Origin of the sequence: Nocardia neocaledoniensis (assembly GCF_029868625.1) — a bacterium.
Classification (GTDB): domain Bacteria; phylum Actinomycetota; class Actinomycetes; order Mycobacteriales; family Mycobacteriaceae; genus Nocardia; species Nocardia neocaledoniensis_A.
Map to the genome: position 1 here is coordinate 1 of NZ_JARWOJ010000282.1, position 15,646 is coordinate 15,646.

The following is a 15,646-nucleotide window of genomic DNA, read 5'->3' on the forward strand; positions in this document are numbered from 1 at the left end:
CCCCGCGGGGGGGGGGGGGGGGGGGGGGGGCCCCCCCCCCCCGGGGCGCGCCCCCGGGGGCCGGGGGGGGGGGGCCCGGGGGGGGGGGCGGCCCGGCGGCGCGGGGGGCGGCGCGCGGGGCCGCCCCGGCGCGGCCCCCCCCCCCCCCCCCCCCCCCCCACCGCGGGGTCAGCACCAGCCGGTGAGGGCCATCAGGCCCAAGCTCGCGGCGCCGAGGATCGCGCCGAGCACGCCACCGAGGATCAGGGGGCGCGGACCGGCGCTGCGGAGCCGTTCGACACTCAGCGACATCCCGATCGCGGCGAGCACCGCGGCGATGAGCCAGCCGCTGAGGGTGGCGAGCGGGGTGGTCAGCGCGGTGGGCAGCAGGCCGAGCCCGGCGATGACCGAGGCCGCCACGAACAACACCACGAACAGCGGAAACGCTTGTCGCAGCGAACCGTTCGTGTCACCGGGCGCGGCGAGGTGGCGACGCCCGACGTGCAACCCCAGGCACAGCGGGATGATGGCCAGACTGCGGACCATCTTCACGATCACCGCGAACTGGGCCGCGCCCGCACCGAAGATCACGCCCGCCGCCAGCACCGAGGAGGTGTCGTTGATCGCGGTGCCCGCCCACAGGCCGAACGCCTCCTGGGACAGGCCGAGTGCCCGCCCGAGCGGCGGATACACCAGCACCGCGGCCACATTGAAGACGAAGATGGTGCCCAGCGCGTAGGCCACCCGCTGCTTGTCCGGACGCAGCACGGCGGTGGCCGCCGCGATCGCCGACGCGCCGCAGATCGTCGTCCCCACGGCCACCAGCGTCGCCGACTCCCGGTCGACGGCCAGCATCCGGCCGACCACGAAGGCCGCCACCGCGCCGACGATCAGTGTCCCGACGAGCACCACCGCGGTCTCGCGGCCGACGCTGAGCACCGACCCCAGCGGCAGGCCGAGACCGAGCAGCACGATCGCCAGTCCGAGCAGGCGCTGCCGGGCCACCTCGAGTCCTGGGGCGAAGCGTTCGTCCACGGCCTCGGCACGACGCAACACCGTGCCTGCGACAGCGCCCAAGCCCAGCGCCAGCACCGGCGTGCCCACCATCGGCAGCGCCTTGCCGAACGGCGTGGCGACGGTGGCGAGGAGGGCGGCCAGTGCCAGCCCGGGGGCGAGGGTCCGTACGCGATTCACCCCTCCACCCTCGCGGCCTCGCGGAAGCCGAGGTAGACGCCGATTTCCGAGGTGCCCATAAGCGGTGCTTATGGGTGGCGCGGCTAGTCGGCGGCCAGGTCGAGCGCGGCGAGGTACCCGAACACGATGGCCGGGCCGATCGTGGCCCCCGGACCGGCGTAGGTGTGGCCCATGACCGGTGCGCCGACATTGCCGGCCGCGTAGAGCCCGGCCACGGTGGTGCCGTCCGCTCGCAGGACGCGTGCGTGGGCATCGGTGACCAGACCGCCCTTCGTGCCGAGGTCGCCAGGGACGAGTCGCGCGGCATAGAACGGGCCGGTCTCCAATGCGCCGAGGTTGGGATTGGGGCGTTGGCGCGGGTCGCCGTAGTAGTGGTCGTAGGCACTCGTGCCGCGACCGAAATCCTCGTCGACCCCGGTGCGCGCGAAGCCGTTGAACCGGGCCACGGTCGCGGTGAGTCCGGCTGCCGGAACGCCGATCTCACGCGCGAGTGCCTCGACGGTGTCGGCGCGGGCCAGGACCCCGGACTCGAACCAGCGCTTCGGCAGCGGCTGGCGGGGCGGCAGGCCCGCGAACAGATAGCGGTTACGGTAGCGCTGGTCGAAGATCAGCCAGGCCGGGAGGTTCTCCGCGGGGCCGTCCCCTCGCCCGTGATCTCCGCCGTACATGCGGTGAGTCGCCTCGACGTAGGGCAGCGACTCGTTCATGAATCGCTCGGCCCGGTCGTTGACGATGAGGCTGCCGGGCAGGTTGCGCTCGGCCAGGCAGAACCAGGGCGTGCGGGGGAGCGGAATCGACGGCCCCCACCAGGCGTCGTCCATGAACGCGGTCGCCGCCCCCAGCGCCTGACCCGCGCGGATACCGTCTCCGGCGTTGGCGGCGGCGCCGACGGTCCACGCGGTGCCGATGGGCGCGCGCTGATACTGCTCGCGCATAGCCTCGTCGTGCTCGAAGCCGCCGCAGGCCAGCACCACGCCCCGGCGCGCCGAGATCACCCGCTCGTCGCCGTCGCGGCGGACGACCACGCCGGTGACCCGCGCGTCCGTGGTCGACAACTCCACCAATGCCGTCTCCAGCAGCAGCGGCACGCCCGCCTCGCGAAGGCCGAGGCGCAGCATCGCGCTCAGGGCCTGGCCGCGGGCGAGCAGATGCCGGCCGCGTGCCCGTGCTGTCAGCCAGCGGGCGCCGATCCGCAACGCGCGCAACGGGCTTCGCGGATTGCGAAGACCGAGGTGGAGCTGCCGGAAGTCGGCCTGGGTGAGGACGAGATTTCGGGGGGCCTTGCCGTAGTCCGGCTCCAGGGTGGCCAGGTCGGCGCCGAGCCCGCCGGCGTCGAAGGGGACCGGCTCGATCGAGCGGCCGTGCGCGCGTCCGCCGGGGGCCTCCGGGTAGTAGTCGCTGTAACCGGGCACCCAGCGCATCGCCAGCGGCGTGTGCCGGGCCAGGTACTCGAACGCCTCGACGCCACGCTCGAGGTAGGTGTCGATCAGGTCCGGCGCGACGTCGTCCCCGACGATGTGGCGCAGATAGGCGCGGGCGGCGGTGAGATCGTCGGGCGGCGCCTGCTCACGGAGCACCGGATTCCCGGGAATCCACACGCCGCCACCCGAGCGGGCCGTCGACCCGCCCCACCGGCTCGCCTTCTCGACGACGACCACCGACAGGCCGTGCCGGGCCGCGGTGATCGCGGCGGTCATCCCCGCCGCGCCCGAGCCGACGACGACCACGTCGACGGCGTCGGGAATACGATTGTCCTGCATGACTTCTTCTTTCTTCCGAATTCGCCGCCCACCATGGGTCAGCGCGGAGTCCGCCAGCGGTCGTCGATGACAGCGGCCAGCGCGGCTTCGACGCAGACCGGGAGCGAGGCGGCGGGATCGTCGGTCGAGCGCAGCCACTGCAGGTAGCCGAACTCGGCGGCCGCCAGCATCAGGTGGACCAGCAGTCCGGGGCGGGCGTCGGCGGTGGGATCGGTGGCCATGCGCCGCGCGGTCAGTTCGACCAACCGCGTGCGATGGTCCGGCGGGATCAGCGCGACCCGGTCGAGCAGATGCGGAGCGGTGGCGAACGCGGCCCGCCACTGGGCGAGCTCCTCGCCGCCGAGCGCGGTCGAGCGGCTCAGGATCGCGTGGGACAGCGCCACATCGGCCGGTTCGGCCGCGGGCCTGCCCTCGAGCAGGGCGGCGATCCCGGCGCCGCCGTCGCGCACCGGATCGAGCAGCAGGTCCTCCTTGCTGCGCACGTGCCGGAAATACGTACTGGTGGAGACCCCCGCCGCGGCGGCGATCTGTTCGGTGGTCACCGCGTCGAACCCCGACCGCGCGAACAACTGGAACGCGGCCCGCTGGATCTCGGCGCGTACCTGCCGCCGCTGCCGTTCCCGTAAGGACACCGCCCACCTCCGTGCTCGAGCCGGTCCCTCGTGGCCGGCCGCTTCTGGAAGCATCTCCCTAAGTGGGAGTGACTGTCAAGTAGGGACTTGCTGTCGAAAGCCGCGTCTCCTGCCTGCCCGGCGCAGGTGTGGTTTGCTGGAGGTGTGCGGAAACGAACCCGGCTGACCATCGCCGCCGGTATCGGTTCGATGCTGTGGGGTGAGTGGGCGAACTGGCGGGCCTCGCGCCGGGGCGTGGGGCCGGGGGTCGACGGGTCCGAGGCCGTCGTCGTCCTCGGCTACCGGAATCCGGGGCCGGCGGCCAATGCGATGAACCGCTGGCGGGTGCGGGCCGGGCTGCGGTCCATCGACACCGCGGCGTCTCGGTCCCGGCTCGTCCTGTGCGGCGGCGCCGTCGCCGGACCGGTCCCCGAGGCCGCGCTCATGGCCGACTACGCGACGCGCGAACGGGGATATCGCGGCGAGCTCGTCTGTGAGGATGCCAGCCGATCCACGTGGGAGAACATCGCTTTCGCGATCCCGTTCCTGAAGGACGTGGACCGGATCAAGATCGTCTCACTGCCGACACACGCCGCCACCGCGCGCGCCTACCTCGCTGAGCAAGCCCCCGAACTCGCGACGCGGCTCGTGCCGGGACGCGAATACCGATTCGGTGAGTGGCTGCCGCTGAAACCGGTCTTCGCCCTCTACGGCGTGGCCAAGACCCTGCGCGGGCGGGTCCTGGATCGCGACGCCGAGGGTGCCTGACGCCGGCCCCGGCGTGCCGTCGCCGATAATCGGCGCATGACGCTGCCGCCCGGTGCCCCCGACCTCGAGGTCCTCGACCTGCTGGTGTCGGTGGCCGAACTCGGCAGCCTCGGCGCCGCGGCCCGCAGGCACGGCATCAGCCAGCCCGCGGCGAGCATGCGGATCAGCACGCTGGAACGTCGGATGCGGGTGAAGCTGCTCGATCGGGGACCGACCGGATCCGCGCTCACCGATGCCGGGCGGACGGTGGTCGAGCACGCGCGGACGGTGCTGGCGGCCGTGCGGGATCTCGTCGACGAGGTCGACCACCTGCGCGCCGAGCACGCGCCACGCCTGCGCATCGCGGCCTCGAAAACGATTGCCGACCACCGCATTCCGCATTGGCTCGCCGCGTTGCGCACCGACCACCCCGAGGTGCTGATCTCGCTGGAGGTGGAGAACTCGACCCAGGTGGCGGCCCTGGTCCGCGACGGCGTGGCCGATCTCGGGTTCGTCGAGGGTCCGCATCCGCCCGCCGCGCTCGGTAGCAGGGTCCTCGGCACCGACGATCTGGTGGTCGTCGTGGCGCCCGGTCACCCGTGGACGCGCCGGACCGATCCGGTCACCCTGGCCGAACTCGCCGGCACCGCCCTGCTGTGGCGGGAACCGGGTTCCGGTACCCGCGACACCGTCTGGGACCTGCTCAGCACGGCCGCCGCCCCCGCGGGCCCCGCCGCCGAACTCGGCTCGGCCGCGGCGATCGTGGCCGCGGCGCGCACCGGCATGGCGCCCGCCGTCCTGAGCCGCCTCATCGCCGCCCCCGATCTCGCCACCGGCGCCCTCGTCGCGGTCCCCACCACCGACGCCGCCCGCCTGACCCGCAAGTTCCGCGCCATCTGGCGTCGCGCCACACCGCCGTCGGGGGCCGCCGAGCTCCTCGTCGACCGGGCGGCCCATCTCGAGATCGCTCGCTCGACGGTGGTGGGACTCTCCGCGCGGCCCGGCACGCGGTCCGGGCCGGACGAAGAACCGAGGTGATCGCGCGGGCGGCGCCGGTTCGGGTCGGCCGATCCAGCCGGATGAACCGGACGGTACAGCGAAATGGTGCGTAGGCGGGGCGAACAGCTCTAGTCTGTATCCGCTACACACTGTGGAGGTTGGATCACATGACGGTCGAGATCGTGACCGAGCCGGCGCCGGAGGACCTGTGGACCGGATCGGGCCGCGCGACCGGGGCGCCGCCGACGTCGATGATCGAGCGGATGACGCTGATCCTGGACGCGTTCGACGCGACCACCCCCACCCTCACCCTGCTCGGCCTCGCCGAGCGCACCGGTCTGCCGCGCTCGACAGTGCATCGCATTCTCGACCAGATGATCCGGCTGCGCTGGCTCGCGCACACGCCCGGCGGCTACCGGCTCGGCCTGCGCGTGCTCGAACTCGGCGGGCTCGCCGCCGAGCACAACGAACTGCGGGAAGTGGTCGGACCGCTGCTCTACGACCTCAGCCAGCGCACCGGCCTGATCGGGCATCTCGCCGTGCTCGACGGCCGTGAGGTGCTGATCCTGGACCGTGCGGGCAGCCGGGGCCACGCCGCCGTGCCCACCCGGGTCGGCGGCAGGCTTCCCGCGCACTGCACCGCGGTCGGCAAGGCCCTGCTCGCCACCCTGGAACCCGGCATCGCCGACGCCTCCCTGCGAGGCAACACCGCCCCGCGCACGGCGCGCACGATCGTCGATCGCGCCGAGCTGCACCGCGAACTGGCCCGCATCCGCAACCGGCAGGGCGTGGCCGTCGATACCGAGGAGTCGCTGCCCGGCGTGGGGTGCGTGGCGGTGCCGATCCGCGGGCGCGGTGCCGCGCTCGCCGCCATCTCGTTGTCGGGCAGCCTGCACGGTGACCGCAGCGCCCTCGACACCGCGCGACTGGCGAGGGCACTGGCCGAGGTCGCCAAGGAGGCGGCACGCGCCCTGGTGCCCCGGCACGGGCGCCCCCACTAGCGCCCGGCTCAGCCGACCGGGCGCCCCGCCATCGCGCGTCCGGCCGCGCGTCCGGAGAAGATGCAGCCACCGAGGAAGGTGCCCTCGAGCGCGTTGTAGCCGTGCACGCCACCGCCACCGAAACCGGCGACCTCGCCCGCGGCGTAGAGCCCGCTGAACACCGAGCCGTCCGGGCGCAGCACCCGCGAGTCCAGATCGGTCTGCAGACCGCCGAGGGTCTTACGGGTGAGGATGTTGAGGCGCACGGCGATGAGGGGGCCGTGCGCCGGGTCGAGAATGCGGTGCGGCTTGACGACCCGACCGGCCTTGTCGCCGAAGTACTTGCGCGCGTTGGTGATCGCGGTGAGCTGCGCGTCCTTGCCGAACGGATTGGCGACCTCGCGGTCACGGGCCACGATCTGGCGCTCCAGGGCGGCCACGTCGAGCTGAGGTCCCCGCGCGATCGCGTTCATCCCGTCGACCAACTCCGCGAGCGAGTCGGCGACCACGAAATCCACGCCGTGCCGCTTGAACGCCTCCACGGGGCCCGGCGCACCCTTGGCCACCCGGCTGCGCAGGGTGAGTTTGAGGTCCTTGCCGGTGATGTCGGGATTCTGCTCGGACCCCGACAGCGCGAACTCCTTCTCGATGATCGTCTGATTCAGCACGAACCACGAGTAGTCGTGCCCGGTCGACAGGATCTGCCGCATGGTCGCGTTGGTGTCGAAACCCGGGAAACACGGTGCGGGCATGCGGTTTCCGTGCGCGTCGAACCACAGCGAGGACGGTCCGGGGATGATCCGGATGGCGTGGTCGGGCCAGACCGGGTCCCAGTTGTTGATGCCCTCGGTGTAGTGCCACATCCGATCGCGGTTCACCAGCGCGGCGCCGGCCTGTTCGGAGATGCCGAGCATTCGCCCGTCCACGTAGGCGGGAACACCCGAGATCATCGTCTCCGGGCACGGTCCGAGTCGTTCGGTGGGCCAGTTGCGGCGGATCATGTCGTGCGCGTGTCCGATCCCGCCCGAGCTCACCAGCACCGCGGGGGCATGGAAGGCGAACTCGCCCACCACCTCCCGGTTGGAGGCCACGCCGCGCTCGGTCTCGCTCGGTGCGAGCACGCTGCCGCTGATCCCGGTGACGGCGCCGTCGGTGACGACGAGTTCGTCCACCCGGTGGCGGAACGCGAAGCGCACCAGGCCGCGCGCCTCGCCGGCGAGCACGGGTTCGAGGAACACGCGCAGTACTTCCGGGCCGGTGCCCCAGGTGAGATGGAACCGGGGGACGGAGTTGCCGTGCCCGCCCGCGAGGCCGCCGCCGCGTTCGGCCCAGCCGACCAGGGGAGTGACCCGCAAGCCCAAGGCGTGCAGGTAATCCCGCTTCTCGTCGGTGGCGAACCGGACGTAGGCCTCGGCCCATCGGCGCGCCATCCGGTCCTCGTCGTCGCGGTCGAACCCGGCCGAGCCCAACCAGTCCTGCAGGGCCAGCTCGTAGGAGTCCTTGATGCCGAGCCTGCGCTGCTCGGGGCTGTCGACGAAGAACAGGCCACCGAGCGACCAGAACGCCTGCCCGCCGAGGTTGGCGCGATTCTCCTGGTCGACCACCAGGACCTTGCGCCCGGCCAGGACGAGTTCGTGGGTGGCGACCAGGCCCGCGAGTCCGGCGCCGACGACGATCGCGTCGGGAATGAAGTCTGTGGTGGGCTCAGGGGCTGTGCTCGGCATACCCGGGAAAGTAGCATTGGTGCGTCGGGGCGGGGGGCAAGTCTTGGAAAACGCCCTGACCAGCCAGGTTTCCGGTAGAGAGGTCTTCCATGCCTATCCGTACGCGCACCGGTGCGGCCGTGCTCGTCCTCGCGGTCCTCGCCGGTCTCGGCGCCACGTCCTGCTCGCGCACGGAACGGTGGTGTGAGCGCGACCAGGGCGACGTCCTCGTCGAGAACTCCTACTGCGAGCGCGGCGTTCCCGGCTACGAGTGGGAGCCCGACCACGACAAGCCCAAGAAGAAGAAGAAGCCGAAGAAGCGCTGACCCGGGCGGCCTTGCGCCGCAGGTGATCCGAGACCCGGTCGTGGCACAACAGATGCCGAGTCCACGCCGAGTCGATGCGTGGTCGCGGGTATCCCATCAGTGAGCGCCGAAAACCCTTGCGGTGGACGGTAATCGCTCGCAATTTCTCACAACGGCGTGAGTGGGTGGGTGCCATGAACTCTCGAAAGGTCATGTCCGGTATCGCACGACGGACGGCACGGATGCTGTCGGTGGTGCTCCTGGCCGCGGGGATCGGGACAGCGACGTCCCAGGGCTCGATCGCATCGGCGCAGCACTGCGCGACGATCGACGTCGTGATCGCCCGTGGCACACAGGAACCCGGCTATCTGGGGGCCGCCGTCGGCGATCCCCTCTACGCGGTGCTGAGCAGGCAGCTACCGGTCGACACCACCGCGCATCGGGTCGAGTATCCGGCCGACCTCCTGGTGCCCAGCTCGGTCGGCGACGGTACGCGGGCGATGACCGGACACGTGCTCGCCCAGGCCGCGGCCTGCCCGGATCAGCGATTCGTGCTCGTCGGCTATTCGCAGGGCGCGGTGGTCACCCATGGAGTACTCGGCTCCGCCGCGGTGACCGTCCTGCCCGGGATCTGGGTGCTGCCACCGGAGCTGGCTCCGCGCGTCGTCGCGGTGCTGTTGTTCGGTGATCCACTGCGTCTCGTCGGTGGCACGACGGCGCCACTGTACGCCGACCGCACCGAGAACTATTGCACCGCAGGCGATCCCGTCTGCGCCGGCGGGGTGTTCCCGACTGCCCACGGCGCCTACGACTGGGCCTTCGTGGCCGCCGCCGCTCAGGTGGGCGCGCGGATGTGAGCGCGTGCTGTCCGTCGCTCAGGCGGCGGGCAGCACGCCGGACAGGACCTTGCTGATCTGGTCGACCGCGCGGTCGACGCTGCCGGTCGGCTGGAACAGGTGGCTCAGCGTGAGCCGGACCATGATCTCCACGACCGAGGTGAGCTCGTCGTCGGACAGCTCGGCGAGTCGGTAGCGCTCGCGCACCGTGCCGGTGAGCGCGGCGACCGCGCGGCCGAGCACGGGTTCCGGCTCGCTCAGCAGTGCGGGCAGCAGGGCGGTGTCGGCCTCGGCGCGGGCCGCGAGGACCGCCTTGATCAGGGTGTTGTCACCCGCGTTGCGCAGGGTGTAGTCGGCGGCGGCGGTCATGCCGGCGATGGGGTCGCCGGGATGCTCGGTGAGTGTGTCGGCGATACCGGCCAGATAGATGCCGAGCTCGCGCTCGATGAGCGCGTCCGCCAGCGCCTGCTTGGTGCCGATCTCCTTGTAGAGCACGGGGCGGCTGATCCCGACCTCCTTGGCCACGCGCGACATGTTGACCGCGCCCCACCCCTCGGTGACGACCATGGCCCTGGCTGCGTCGAGCATGCGGTCGCGCAAGAGCTGCCGCATCTCGGCGTGGAAGTTCGGCGATTCGGTCACGTACGCGATCGTACATGTCCTGCCGTTTCGAATCGATCGTTGACAAATCGATAGTGACTGTCTTCACTAGAACACATTGCTCGGATGTGTAAACGATGGCGGCAACGGTGCCGCCGGTGTCCAAGCGGCAGGAGAACAAGGATGACGACATCTCGGATCGACCACGACGGGTCGGCGGCGGTGCTGCACTGGCGCGACCCCAAGCGCTACCTGTGGCTGTTCGGCCTGATCGCGCCCAGCGCCGCACTGCTGGCCTGCGCGTTCGTGTGGACCTTCCATCAGCTGGGCTGGGGCGCGGTCGCGCCGGTCTGGTGGTGGCTCGGCCCGATCCTGCTCTACGTGCTGCTGCCGATCCTGGACCGCTTCTTCGGCCCCGACGGCAAGAACCCGCCGGAGGAGGTGATGGAGGCGCTGGAGAACGACCGGTACTACCGCTACTGCACCTACGCCTACATCCCGCTGCAGCTGATCAGCCTGGTGCTGGCCTGCTACCTGTGGACGGCGGACGATCTGTCCTGGCTCGGAATCGACGGTGGCCTCGGCCTGGTCTCGAAGATCGGCCTGGCCTTCACCATCGGCGCCATGGGCGGCATCGGCATCAACACCGCGCACGAGCTCGGGCACAAGAAGGACGAGCTGGAACGGTGGCTGTCGAAGATCACCCTCGCCCAGACCGGCTACGGCCACTTCTACATCGAGCACAATCGCGGCCACCACGTGCGCGTCTCCACGCCCGAGGACCCGGCCAGCGCCCGGTTCGGCGAATCGTTCTGGACCTTCCTGCCGCGCAGCGTGTGGGGGAGCCTGACCTCGGCGTGGGAGCTCGAACGCACGCGGCTCGAGCGACTCGGCAAGGGCCCCTTCACGATCCACAACGACGTGCTCAACGCGTGGCTGATGACCGTGGTGCTGTGGGGCGCGCTGGTCGCGGTGTTCGGTCCGGTGATCCTGCCGTTCCTGCTGATCCAGGCGGTGTACGGGTTCTCCCTGCTCGAGACCGTGAACTATCTCGAGCACTACGGTCTGCTGCGGCGCAAGACCGCCTCGGGCCGCTACGAGCGCTGCACCCCGGAGCACAGCTGGAATTCCGACCATCTCGTCACCAACATCTTCCTGTACCACCTGCAGCGGCACAGCGATCACCACGCCAACCCGACCCGGCGCTATCAGACCCTGCGCCACATGGACGGCGCGCCCGAACTGCCCAGCGGCTACGCCAGCCTCATCGGCCTGGCCTACCTGACCCCGCTGTGGCGCAAGGTGATGGACCCGCGCGTGCTCGCGCACTACGACGGCGACATCACCCGCGTGAACATCCAGCCCGCCAAGCGGGACAAGGTGCTGGCGAAGTACGGAGCGCGCTGATGGCCGTCTACCTCTGCCCCGTCTGCGACTACCGCTACGACGAGCGCCGCGGCGCTCCCCGGGAGGGATTTCCCGCGGGCACCGCGTGGTCGGCGATTCCCGAGGGCTGGTGCTGCCCGGACTGCGGCGTTCGCGAGAAGCCCGATTTCGACATGCACGAGGTGAGTCGCGGATGAGCGGGCGCATCGTCGTCGTCGGCGCCGGTGTCGCCGGTGCCACCGCCGCCCAGACGCTGCGGCGGGAAGGGTACACGGGCGAGATCGTGCTCGTGGGCGCCGAACCGGATCTGCCCTACCGCCGCCCCGCGGTCTCCAAGGACCTGCTCGCCGGCACCGGTTCGATCGAGCGGGCGGCGCTGAAGCCGGCGGCGTTCTGGGCGCAGAACCGGATCGAGCTGCGTCCCGGCGTGGCGGTCGAGGCCATCGATACCGACCGGGCGACAGTGCGATTGGCCACCGGCGAGACGCTCGGCTACGACAGCCTGCTCCTGGCCACCGGCGCGCGGCCCAGAACCCTGGACACCGCGTCGGCGCGGGTGCGCACCCTGCGCGCCCGCGCCGATATCGAGGCGCTGCGCGCGGACATCGGCGCGGGCGGTTCGCTGCTGATCGTCGGCGGCGGATTGATCGGCTGCGAGGTGGCGGCCACCGCGCGTGGCCTCGGCGCGCGGGTGACCCTGCTCAACGCGGGCCCCGCGTTGATGGACCGGGTGCTGCCCGCCCCGGTCTCGGAGCTGATGGGACGACTTCACCATGGGCACGGCGTGCGGGTCGAGAACGACGTCGTGACAACGGATCTGGTCGACACCGACGCCGCCGTCACCGCGGTCGCCGCCGACGGGCGTACCTGGTCGGGCGCGGCCGCGCTGGTCGCCGTCGGCTCCGTTCCCGACACCACACTGGCCGAATCCGCCGGCATCGCCGTCGACGACGGCATCATCGTCGACCACCACCACCGCACCTCGGCGCACGGTGTCTTCGCCGCGGGCGACGCGACCACGGTCTACCACCCACTGCGTGGCGCCTATGAGCGTCCGCAGCACTGGAGTTCGGCGATGACCGCTGGTGCCGCGGCGGCGCTGTCGATGCTGGGCCTGACCGCGCCCGCCGTCGAGGTCCCGTGGGGTTGGACCGATCAGCACGGCCGGTCGCTGCAGTTCGCCGGCTGGCTCCACCCGCACGACGAGCTGATCGTCGACGGTGACCTCGACTCCCACGACTTCCTCGTCACCGCGCTGCACCAGGGGATCCCCGTCGGCGCCGCGGCCATGGCGCGGCCCCGTGACCTGCGCGCCGTCCGCACGCTCATCGACGAGGGCCGTCCCTACCGGACTCCCGCCGTGCCGGCTCCCTGAGCCGCGGACCCCGCCCGATCCGCGACACAGGGCCGAATCGCGGCCGGGAACCGACCGCGATCGGCCCTAGCGTGGACGGTATGCGAACACGAGAGAAGAGGATTGTTGTCACGACCCCACGCGGACATGTGGGTTCGCGCGTACTCCAGTTGCTGATCCAGGCGGGCATACGGCCCACGGTGCTGATGCGCGACCCGGCCCGCCTCGATCCCGCCACCCGGGCCTGCGTCGACGTGGTGCGGGCCGACCAGGGCGATGCCGCCGCGGTCGTCGCGGCCACCCGGGGCGCGGACCGGCTGTTCTGGGTCGACCCGCCCGCCCTCGTCGACGGTGACCCGGTCGCCGGCTACGCCAGGATGGGAGAGTCGGCGGCCAGGGCGATCACCGAGAACGGCATCGAGGCCACGGTGTTCCTCAGCAGCATCGGCGCCGAGAAGCGCGGTGGCGCGGGCGAGATCGACGGGCTGGCCCGCACCGAGGAACTCCTCGACGCGACCGGCGCGAACGTGGTGCACCTGCGGTGCGCCTACTTCTTCACCAACCTGCTCACCCAGCTCGACGAGATCAGGGCGGGCACACTGTCGACGCCGTGGCCGCTCGAGCATGTGATGCCCTGGGTGGATCCCCGCGACATCGGCGAGGTGGCCGCGGCCCGGCTGCTCTCGGACGCGTGGTCGGGCCGGGTGGTGCAGGCCGTGCACGGTCCGGAGGACCTGACCTTCGCGCGCGTCGCGGAGATCCTGGGCGCGGAACTGGGCCGCGACGTCACCCCGGTCCCGATCAGCGACGAGCAGTTCCGCGGAGTCCTGCGCGAGGCCGGACTCGGTGCGGGGCAGATGGACGGTATCGCGGGCATGTCCGCGGGGCTGGGCTCGGGATTCGTCGCCGAACAGCCACGGTCGATCCACACCACCACGCCGACGACCCTGGCCGCCTGGGCGCGGACCCACCTGCGCTGAGCACGAGGGCCGGTCACGATGTGGCCGGCCCTCGTCGTCGTCCTACCAGTGCACCCCGGGCAGCATTCGGCTCATCCGCGCCGCCGGGCTCGGCATCACCATCAGCGGGGTGAGCACCGGCGCCAGCACGGTGAGCGCGTTGCGGCTCGGCGCCTCCGACTCGGCCGGCTCGGCGTCGACCGGTGCGGCGACCGGCTTACCCTGCGCCGCGGTGGATTCCCCGAACAGGCGGAAGCCGGTGTGCAGGATCGACCGCTTGAGCGAGGGCAGGAACATCTCGACCGCCTGGGCGAAGGTGCCGACCGGCGTGTCGATCCGATCGGGCCGTTCCAGCAGCGCGCGGACCACGATGTCGGCGGCCCGATCCGGATCGGGCAGCGGCAGCGCACGGTACAGGTCGGTCGGCGCGATCATCGGCGTGCGCACCAGCGGCATCCGGATGGAGGTGAAACTCACTCCGGCGCCGCGGTTCTCGACCGCCGCGATCTCGCTGAAGTTGTCCAGCGCCGACTTGCTCGCCGCGTACGCCGCGAAACGCGGCACCTTGGTCTGCACCGCGATCGAGGAGATGTTCACGATGTGCCCGAAACGCCGCTCCCGCATCGAGGGCAGCAACGCCAGGATCAGGCGCACCGCGCCGAAGTAGTTGACCGCCATGGTGCGCTCGAAGTCGTGCATCCGGTCCACCGAATTGACGACCGACCGGCGGATCGACCGGCCCGCGTTGTTCACCAGATAGTCCACGTGCCCGTGCTCGCGCAACAGCTGGGCGACGAGCTCGTCGACCGCGGACGCGTCGGTGATGTCGCACGGGTACGCGAAGGCGGTGCCACCGTCGGCGCGCACGGATTCCGCTGCGGCCGTGAGATCTTCGGCCCCGCGTGCCACCATCAGCACGGTGGCACCGCGCCGCGCCACCGCGTGTGCGGTGGCCAGCCCGATCCCCGAGGACGCGCCGGTGATCAGCACGACACGCCCCGCCAGCCGGTCCGCGTCGGACGCCGGGCGACCACGGTGCGGATCCAGGTTGGCCCGCCAGTAGTCCCACAGTTTCGCGGCGTAGGTGTCGAAGGCGGGCACGGTGAGCCCGGGCAGCTGGGCCTGGGTGGACTCGGCGACGAACTGCGCGGTGAATCCGACGTGCGGCGCCACCTCGGCCGGGATGCCTGCCTGTTCGAAGAGGAAGTCGCGCACGGTGTGCGCGCCGGGCACGTGGCCGAGACCGCTCAGCGCGCGGGCACTGCCCGGCACCGTGCCGATCCCGGCGGGCCCGCCCGCGGCGGTCGCGAGCGCGCGGTAGATCTCGCCGAAGGGCTGCGGCTTCGGGTTGACCAGGTGGAACGTGCGGCCGTCGAGCCCCTCGCGGCGGACCAACCGCACCATGGCCTCGGCGACGTAGTCGACCGGGACCACGTTGGTCGCGCCCAGGTCGGGCAGCGGCAACGGCAACTCGGCGGGCAACGCCGCCAGGGCCGCGATCGCCTGGAAGAAGTAGTACGGCCCGTCGATCTTGTCCATCTCGCCGGTCCGCGAATCGCCGACCACGATGGCCGGGCGATAGACCCGCCAGCGCACGTCGGTGGCCTCGCGGACGAGCTTCTCGGCGGCGAACTTGGTGCGGTGATACGGCGAGGTCAGGTTCTGGCCGAGGTCGAAATCCTCCTCGAAGAACTTGCCGCGGTGATCACCGGCGACGGCCACCGAGGACACGTGGTGCAGCACGGCGTCGAGCTTGCGCGCCAGCTCGAGCACCGAGCGGGTACCCGCGACATTGGCCGCGTGCGCGGTGGCCTCGTCGGCGGTCATGTCGTAGACCGCGCCCAGATGCAGGATGTGATCGGCGCGCGGGGGCTCGTCGCCGAGGCCGAGCCCGTCGGCGGTCAGGTCCCCGACCAGGGCGAACACCCGATCGCCGTCGGGGTGCTGCGCGGTGAGCGCGGTGAACTTGGCCAGCGACTCGGCACGCACCAGCACGTGCACGATCGCGGTGGGGTCGGCCGCGAGCAGCCCCCGCACCACGCGCCTACCCAGAAATCCCGTACCGCCTGTCACGATGTAGGAAACCATCGCCCCTCCTGAAGAATTCGTCGAAACACGGTGTCGTGCAACAGTGATCCGGCATGCGGCGGTGGATGCGGGCATCAGTGAAACCGGGCACAGCGTCGTCCCGGCTGCGCTAACCGTACTCGTCAGTAACCTAGCTCGGCAAGCG

Annotated in this window: 15 protein-coding genes; 9 read left to right on the top strand and 6 right to left on the bottom strand. The window is 71.5% G+C overall.

From position 1 onward, the window contains the following. Window positions 1-168: 168 nt before the first annotated feature. The 3 genes from QH270_RS21505 to QH270_RS21515 form a co-directional block, all read right to left on the bottom strand. Window positions 169-1,173, bottom strand: a complete 1,005-nt coding sequence (locus QH270_RS21505) for a YeiH family protein (protein WP_280345371.1) — start codon at window positions 1,171-1,173, stop codon at window positions 169-171. Window positions 1,174-1,256: 83 nt separating this feature from the next. Continuing rightward, window positions 1,257-2,933, bottom strand: coding sequence for a 3-oxosteroid 1-dehydrogenase (gene kstD, locus QH270_RS21510; protein ID WP_280345374.1), 1,677 nt, complete (start codon window positions 2,931-2,933; stop codon window positions 1,257-1,259). Between the two features lie 38 nt (window positions 2,934-2,971). Next, entirely contained in the window at window positions 2,972-3,619 is a 648-nt protein-coding gene (locus tag QH270_RS21515) for a TetR/AcrR family transcriptional regulator (protein ID WP_432420400.1), read from the bottom strand. A gap of 90 nt (window positions 3,620-3,709) precedes the next feature. Here QH270_RS21515 and QH270_RS21520 point away from each other — a divergent pair, with 90 nt between their 5' ends. The 3 genes from QH270_RS21520 (at window position 3,710) to QH270_RS21530 (ending at window position 6,291) form a co-directional block, all read left to right on the top strand. After that, complete coding sequence (locus tag QH270_RS21520; protein WP_280345379.1) at window positions 3,710-4,312, top strand: YdcF family protein; 603 nt, start codon at window positions 3,710-3,712, stop codon at window positions 4,310-4,312. Between the two features lie 36 nt (window positions 4,313-4,348). Next, window positions 4,349-5,329 carry a LysR family transcriptional regulator gene (locus QH270_RS21525; protein WP_280345383.1) on the top strand — a complete coding sequence of 327 codons (981 nt, stop codon included), beginning with the start codon at window positions 4,349-4,351 and terminating at the stop codon, window positions 5,327-5,329. Window positions 5,330-5,457: 128 nt separating this feature from the next. Then, a complete protein-coding gene (locus QH270_RS21530; protein WP_280345385.1) occupies window positions 5,458-6,291 on the top strand; it encodes an IclR family transcriptional regulator in 834 nt (277 codons plus the stop codon). Between the two features lie 8 nt (window positions 6,292-6,299). Here the strand turns inward: QH270_RS21530 and QH270_RS21535 are convergent, their stop codons facing one another. Further along, window positions 6,300-7,994, bottom strand: coding sequence for an FAD-binding dehydrogenase (locus tag QH270_RS21535; protein WP_280345388.1), 1,695 nt, complete (start codon window positions 7,992-7,994; stop codon window positions 6,300-6,302). A gap of 89 nt (window positions 7,995-8,083) precedes the next feature. Between QH270_RS21535 and QH270_RS21540 the strand changes: the two genes are divergently transcribed. Both QH270_RS21540 and QH270_RS21545 read left to right on the top strand, forming a co-directional pair. Next, window positions 8,084-8,299 carry a hypothetical protein gene (locus tag QH270_RS21540; protein WP_232998640.1) on the top strand — a complete coding sequence of 72 codons (216 nt, stop codon included), beginning with the start codon at window positions 8,084-8,086 and terminating at the stop codon, window positions 8,297-8,299. 173 nt (window positions 8,300-8,472) lie between these two features. Continuing rightward, complete coding sequence (locus tag QH270_RS21545; RefSeq protein WP_280345392.1) at window positions 8,473-9,135, top strand: cutinase family protein; 663 nt, start codon at window positions 8,473-8,475, stop codon at window positions 9,133-9,135. A gap of 18 nt (window positions 9,136-9,153) precedes the next feature. Here the strand turns inward: QH270_RS21545 and QH270_RS21550 are convergent, their stop codons facing one another. Beyond that, on the bottom strand, window positions 9,154-9,756 hold the full coding sequence (locus QH270_RS21550; protein WP_280345394.1) for a TetR/AcrR family transcriptional regulator: 603 nt from the start codon (window positions 9,754-9,756) through the stop codon (window positions 9,154-9,156). Between the two features lie 141 nt (window positions 9,757-9,897). Between QH270_RS21550 and QH270_RS21555 the strand changes: the two genes are divergently transcribed. The 4 genes from QH270_RS21555 (at window position 9,898) to QH270_RS21570 (ending at window position 13,434) form a co-directional block, all read left to right on the top strand. Then, window positions 9,898-11,121, top strand: coding sequence for an alkane 1-monooxygenase (locus tag QH270_RS21555; protein WP_280345396.1), 1,224 nt, complete (start codon window positions 9,898-9,900; stop codon window positions 11,119-11,121). Beyond that, window positions 11,121-11,297, top strand: a complete 177-nt coding sequence (locus QH270_RS21560) for a rubredoxin (RefSeq protein ID WP_280345399.1) — start codon at window positions 11,121-11,123, stop codon at window positions 11,295-11,297. Before QH270_RS21555 ends, QH270_RS21560 begins: the two co-directional genes overlap by 1 nt. Next, window positions 11,294-12,475, top strand: a complete 1,182-nt coding sequence (locus tag QH270_RS21565) for an NAD(P)/FAD-dependent oxidoreductase (RefSeq protein ID WP_280345401.1) — start codon at window positions 11,294-11,296, stop codon at window positions 12,473-12,475. Before QH270_RS21560 ends, QH270_RS21565 begins: the two co-directional genes overlap by 4 nt. Window positions 12,476-12,555: 80 nt before the next feature. After that, window positions 12,556-13,434, top strand: coding sequence for an NAD(P)H-binding protein (locus QH270_RS21570; RefSeq protein ID WP_280345405.1), 879 nt, complete (start codon window positions 12,556-12,558; stop codon window positions 13,432-13,434). Between the two features lie 42 nt (window positions 13,435-13,476). Here QH270_RS21570 and QH270_RS21575 read toward each other — a convergent pair whose 3' ends face one another. Further along, window positions 13,477-15,501: an SDR family oxidoreductase gene (locus tag QH270_RS21575; RefSeq protein WP_280345407.1), complete on the bottom strand. Its 2,025-nt coding sequence runs from the start codon at window positions 15,499-15,501 to the stop codon at window positions 13,477-13,479. Window positions 15,502-15,646 lie beyond the last annotated feature (145 nt).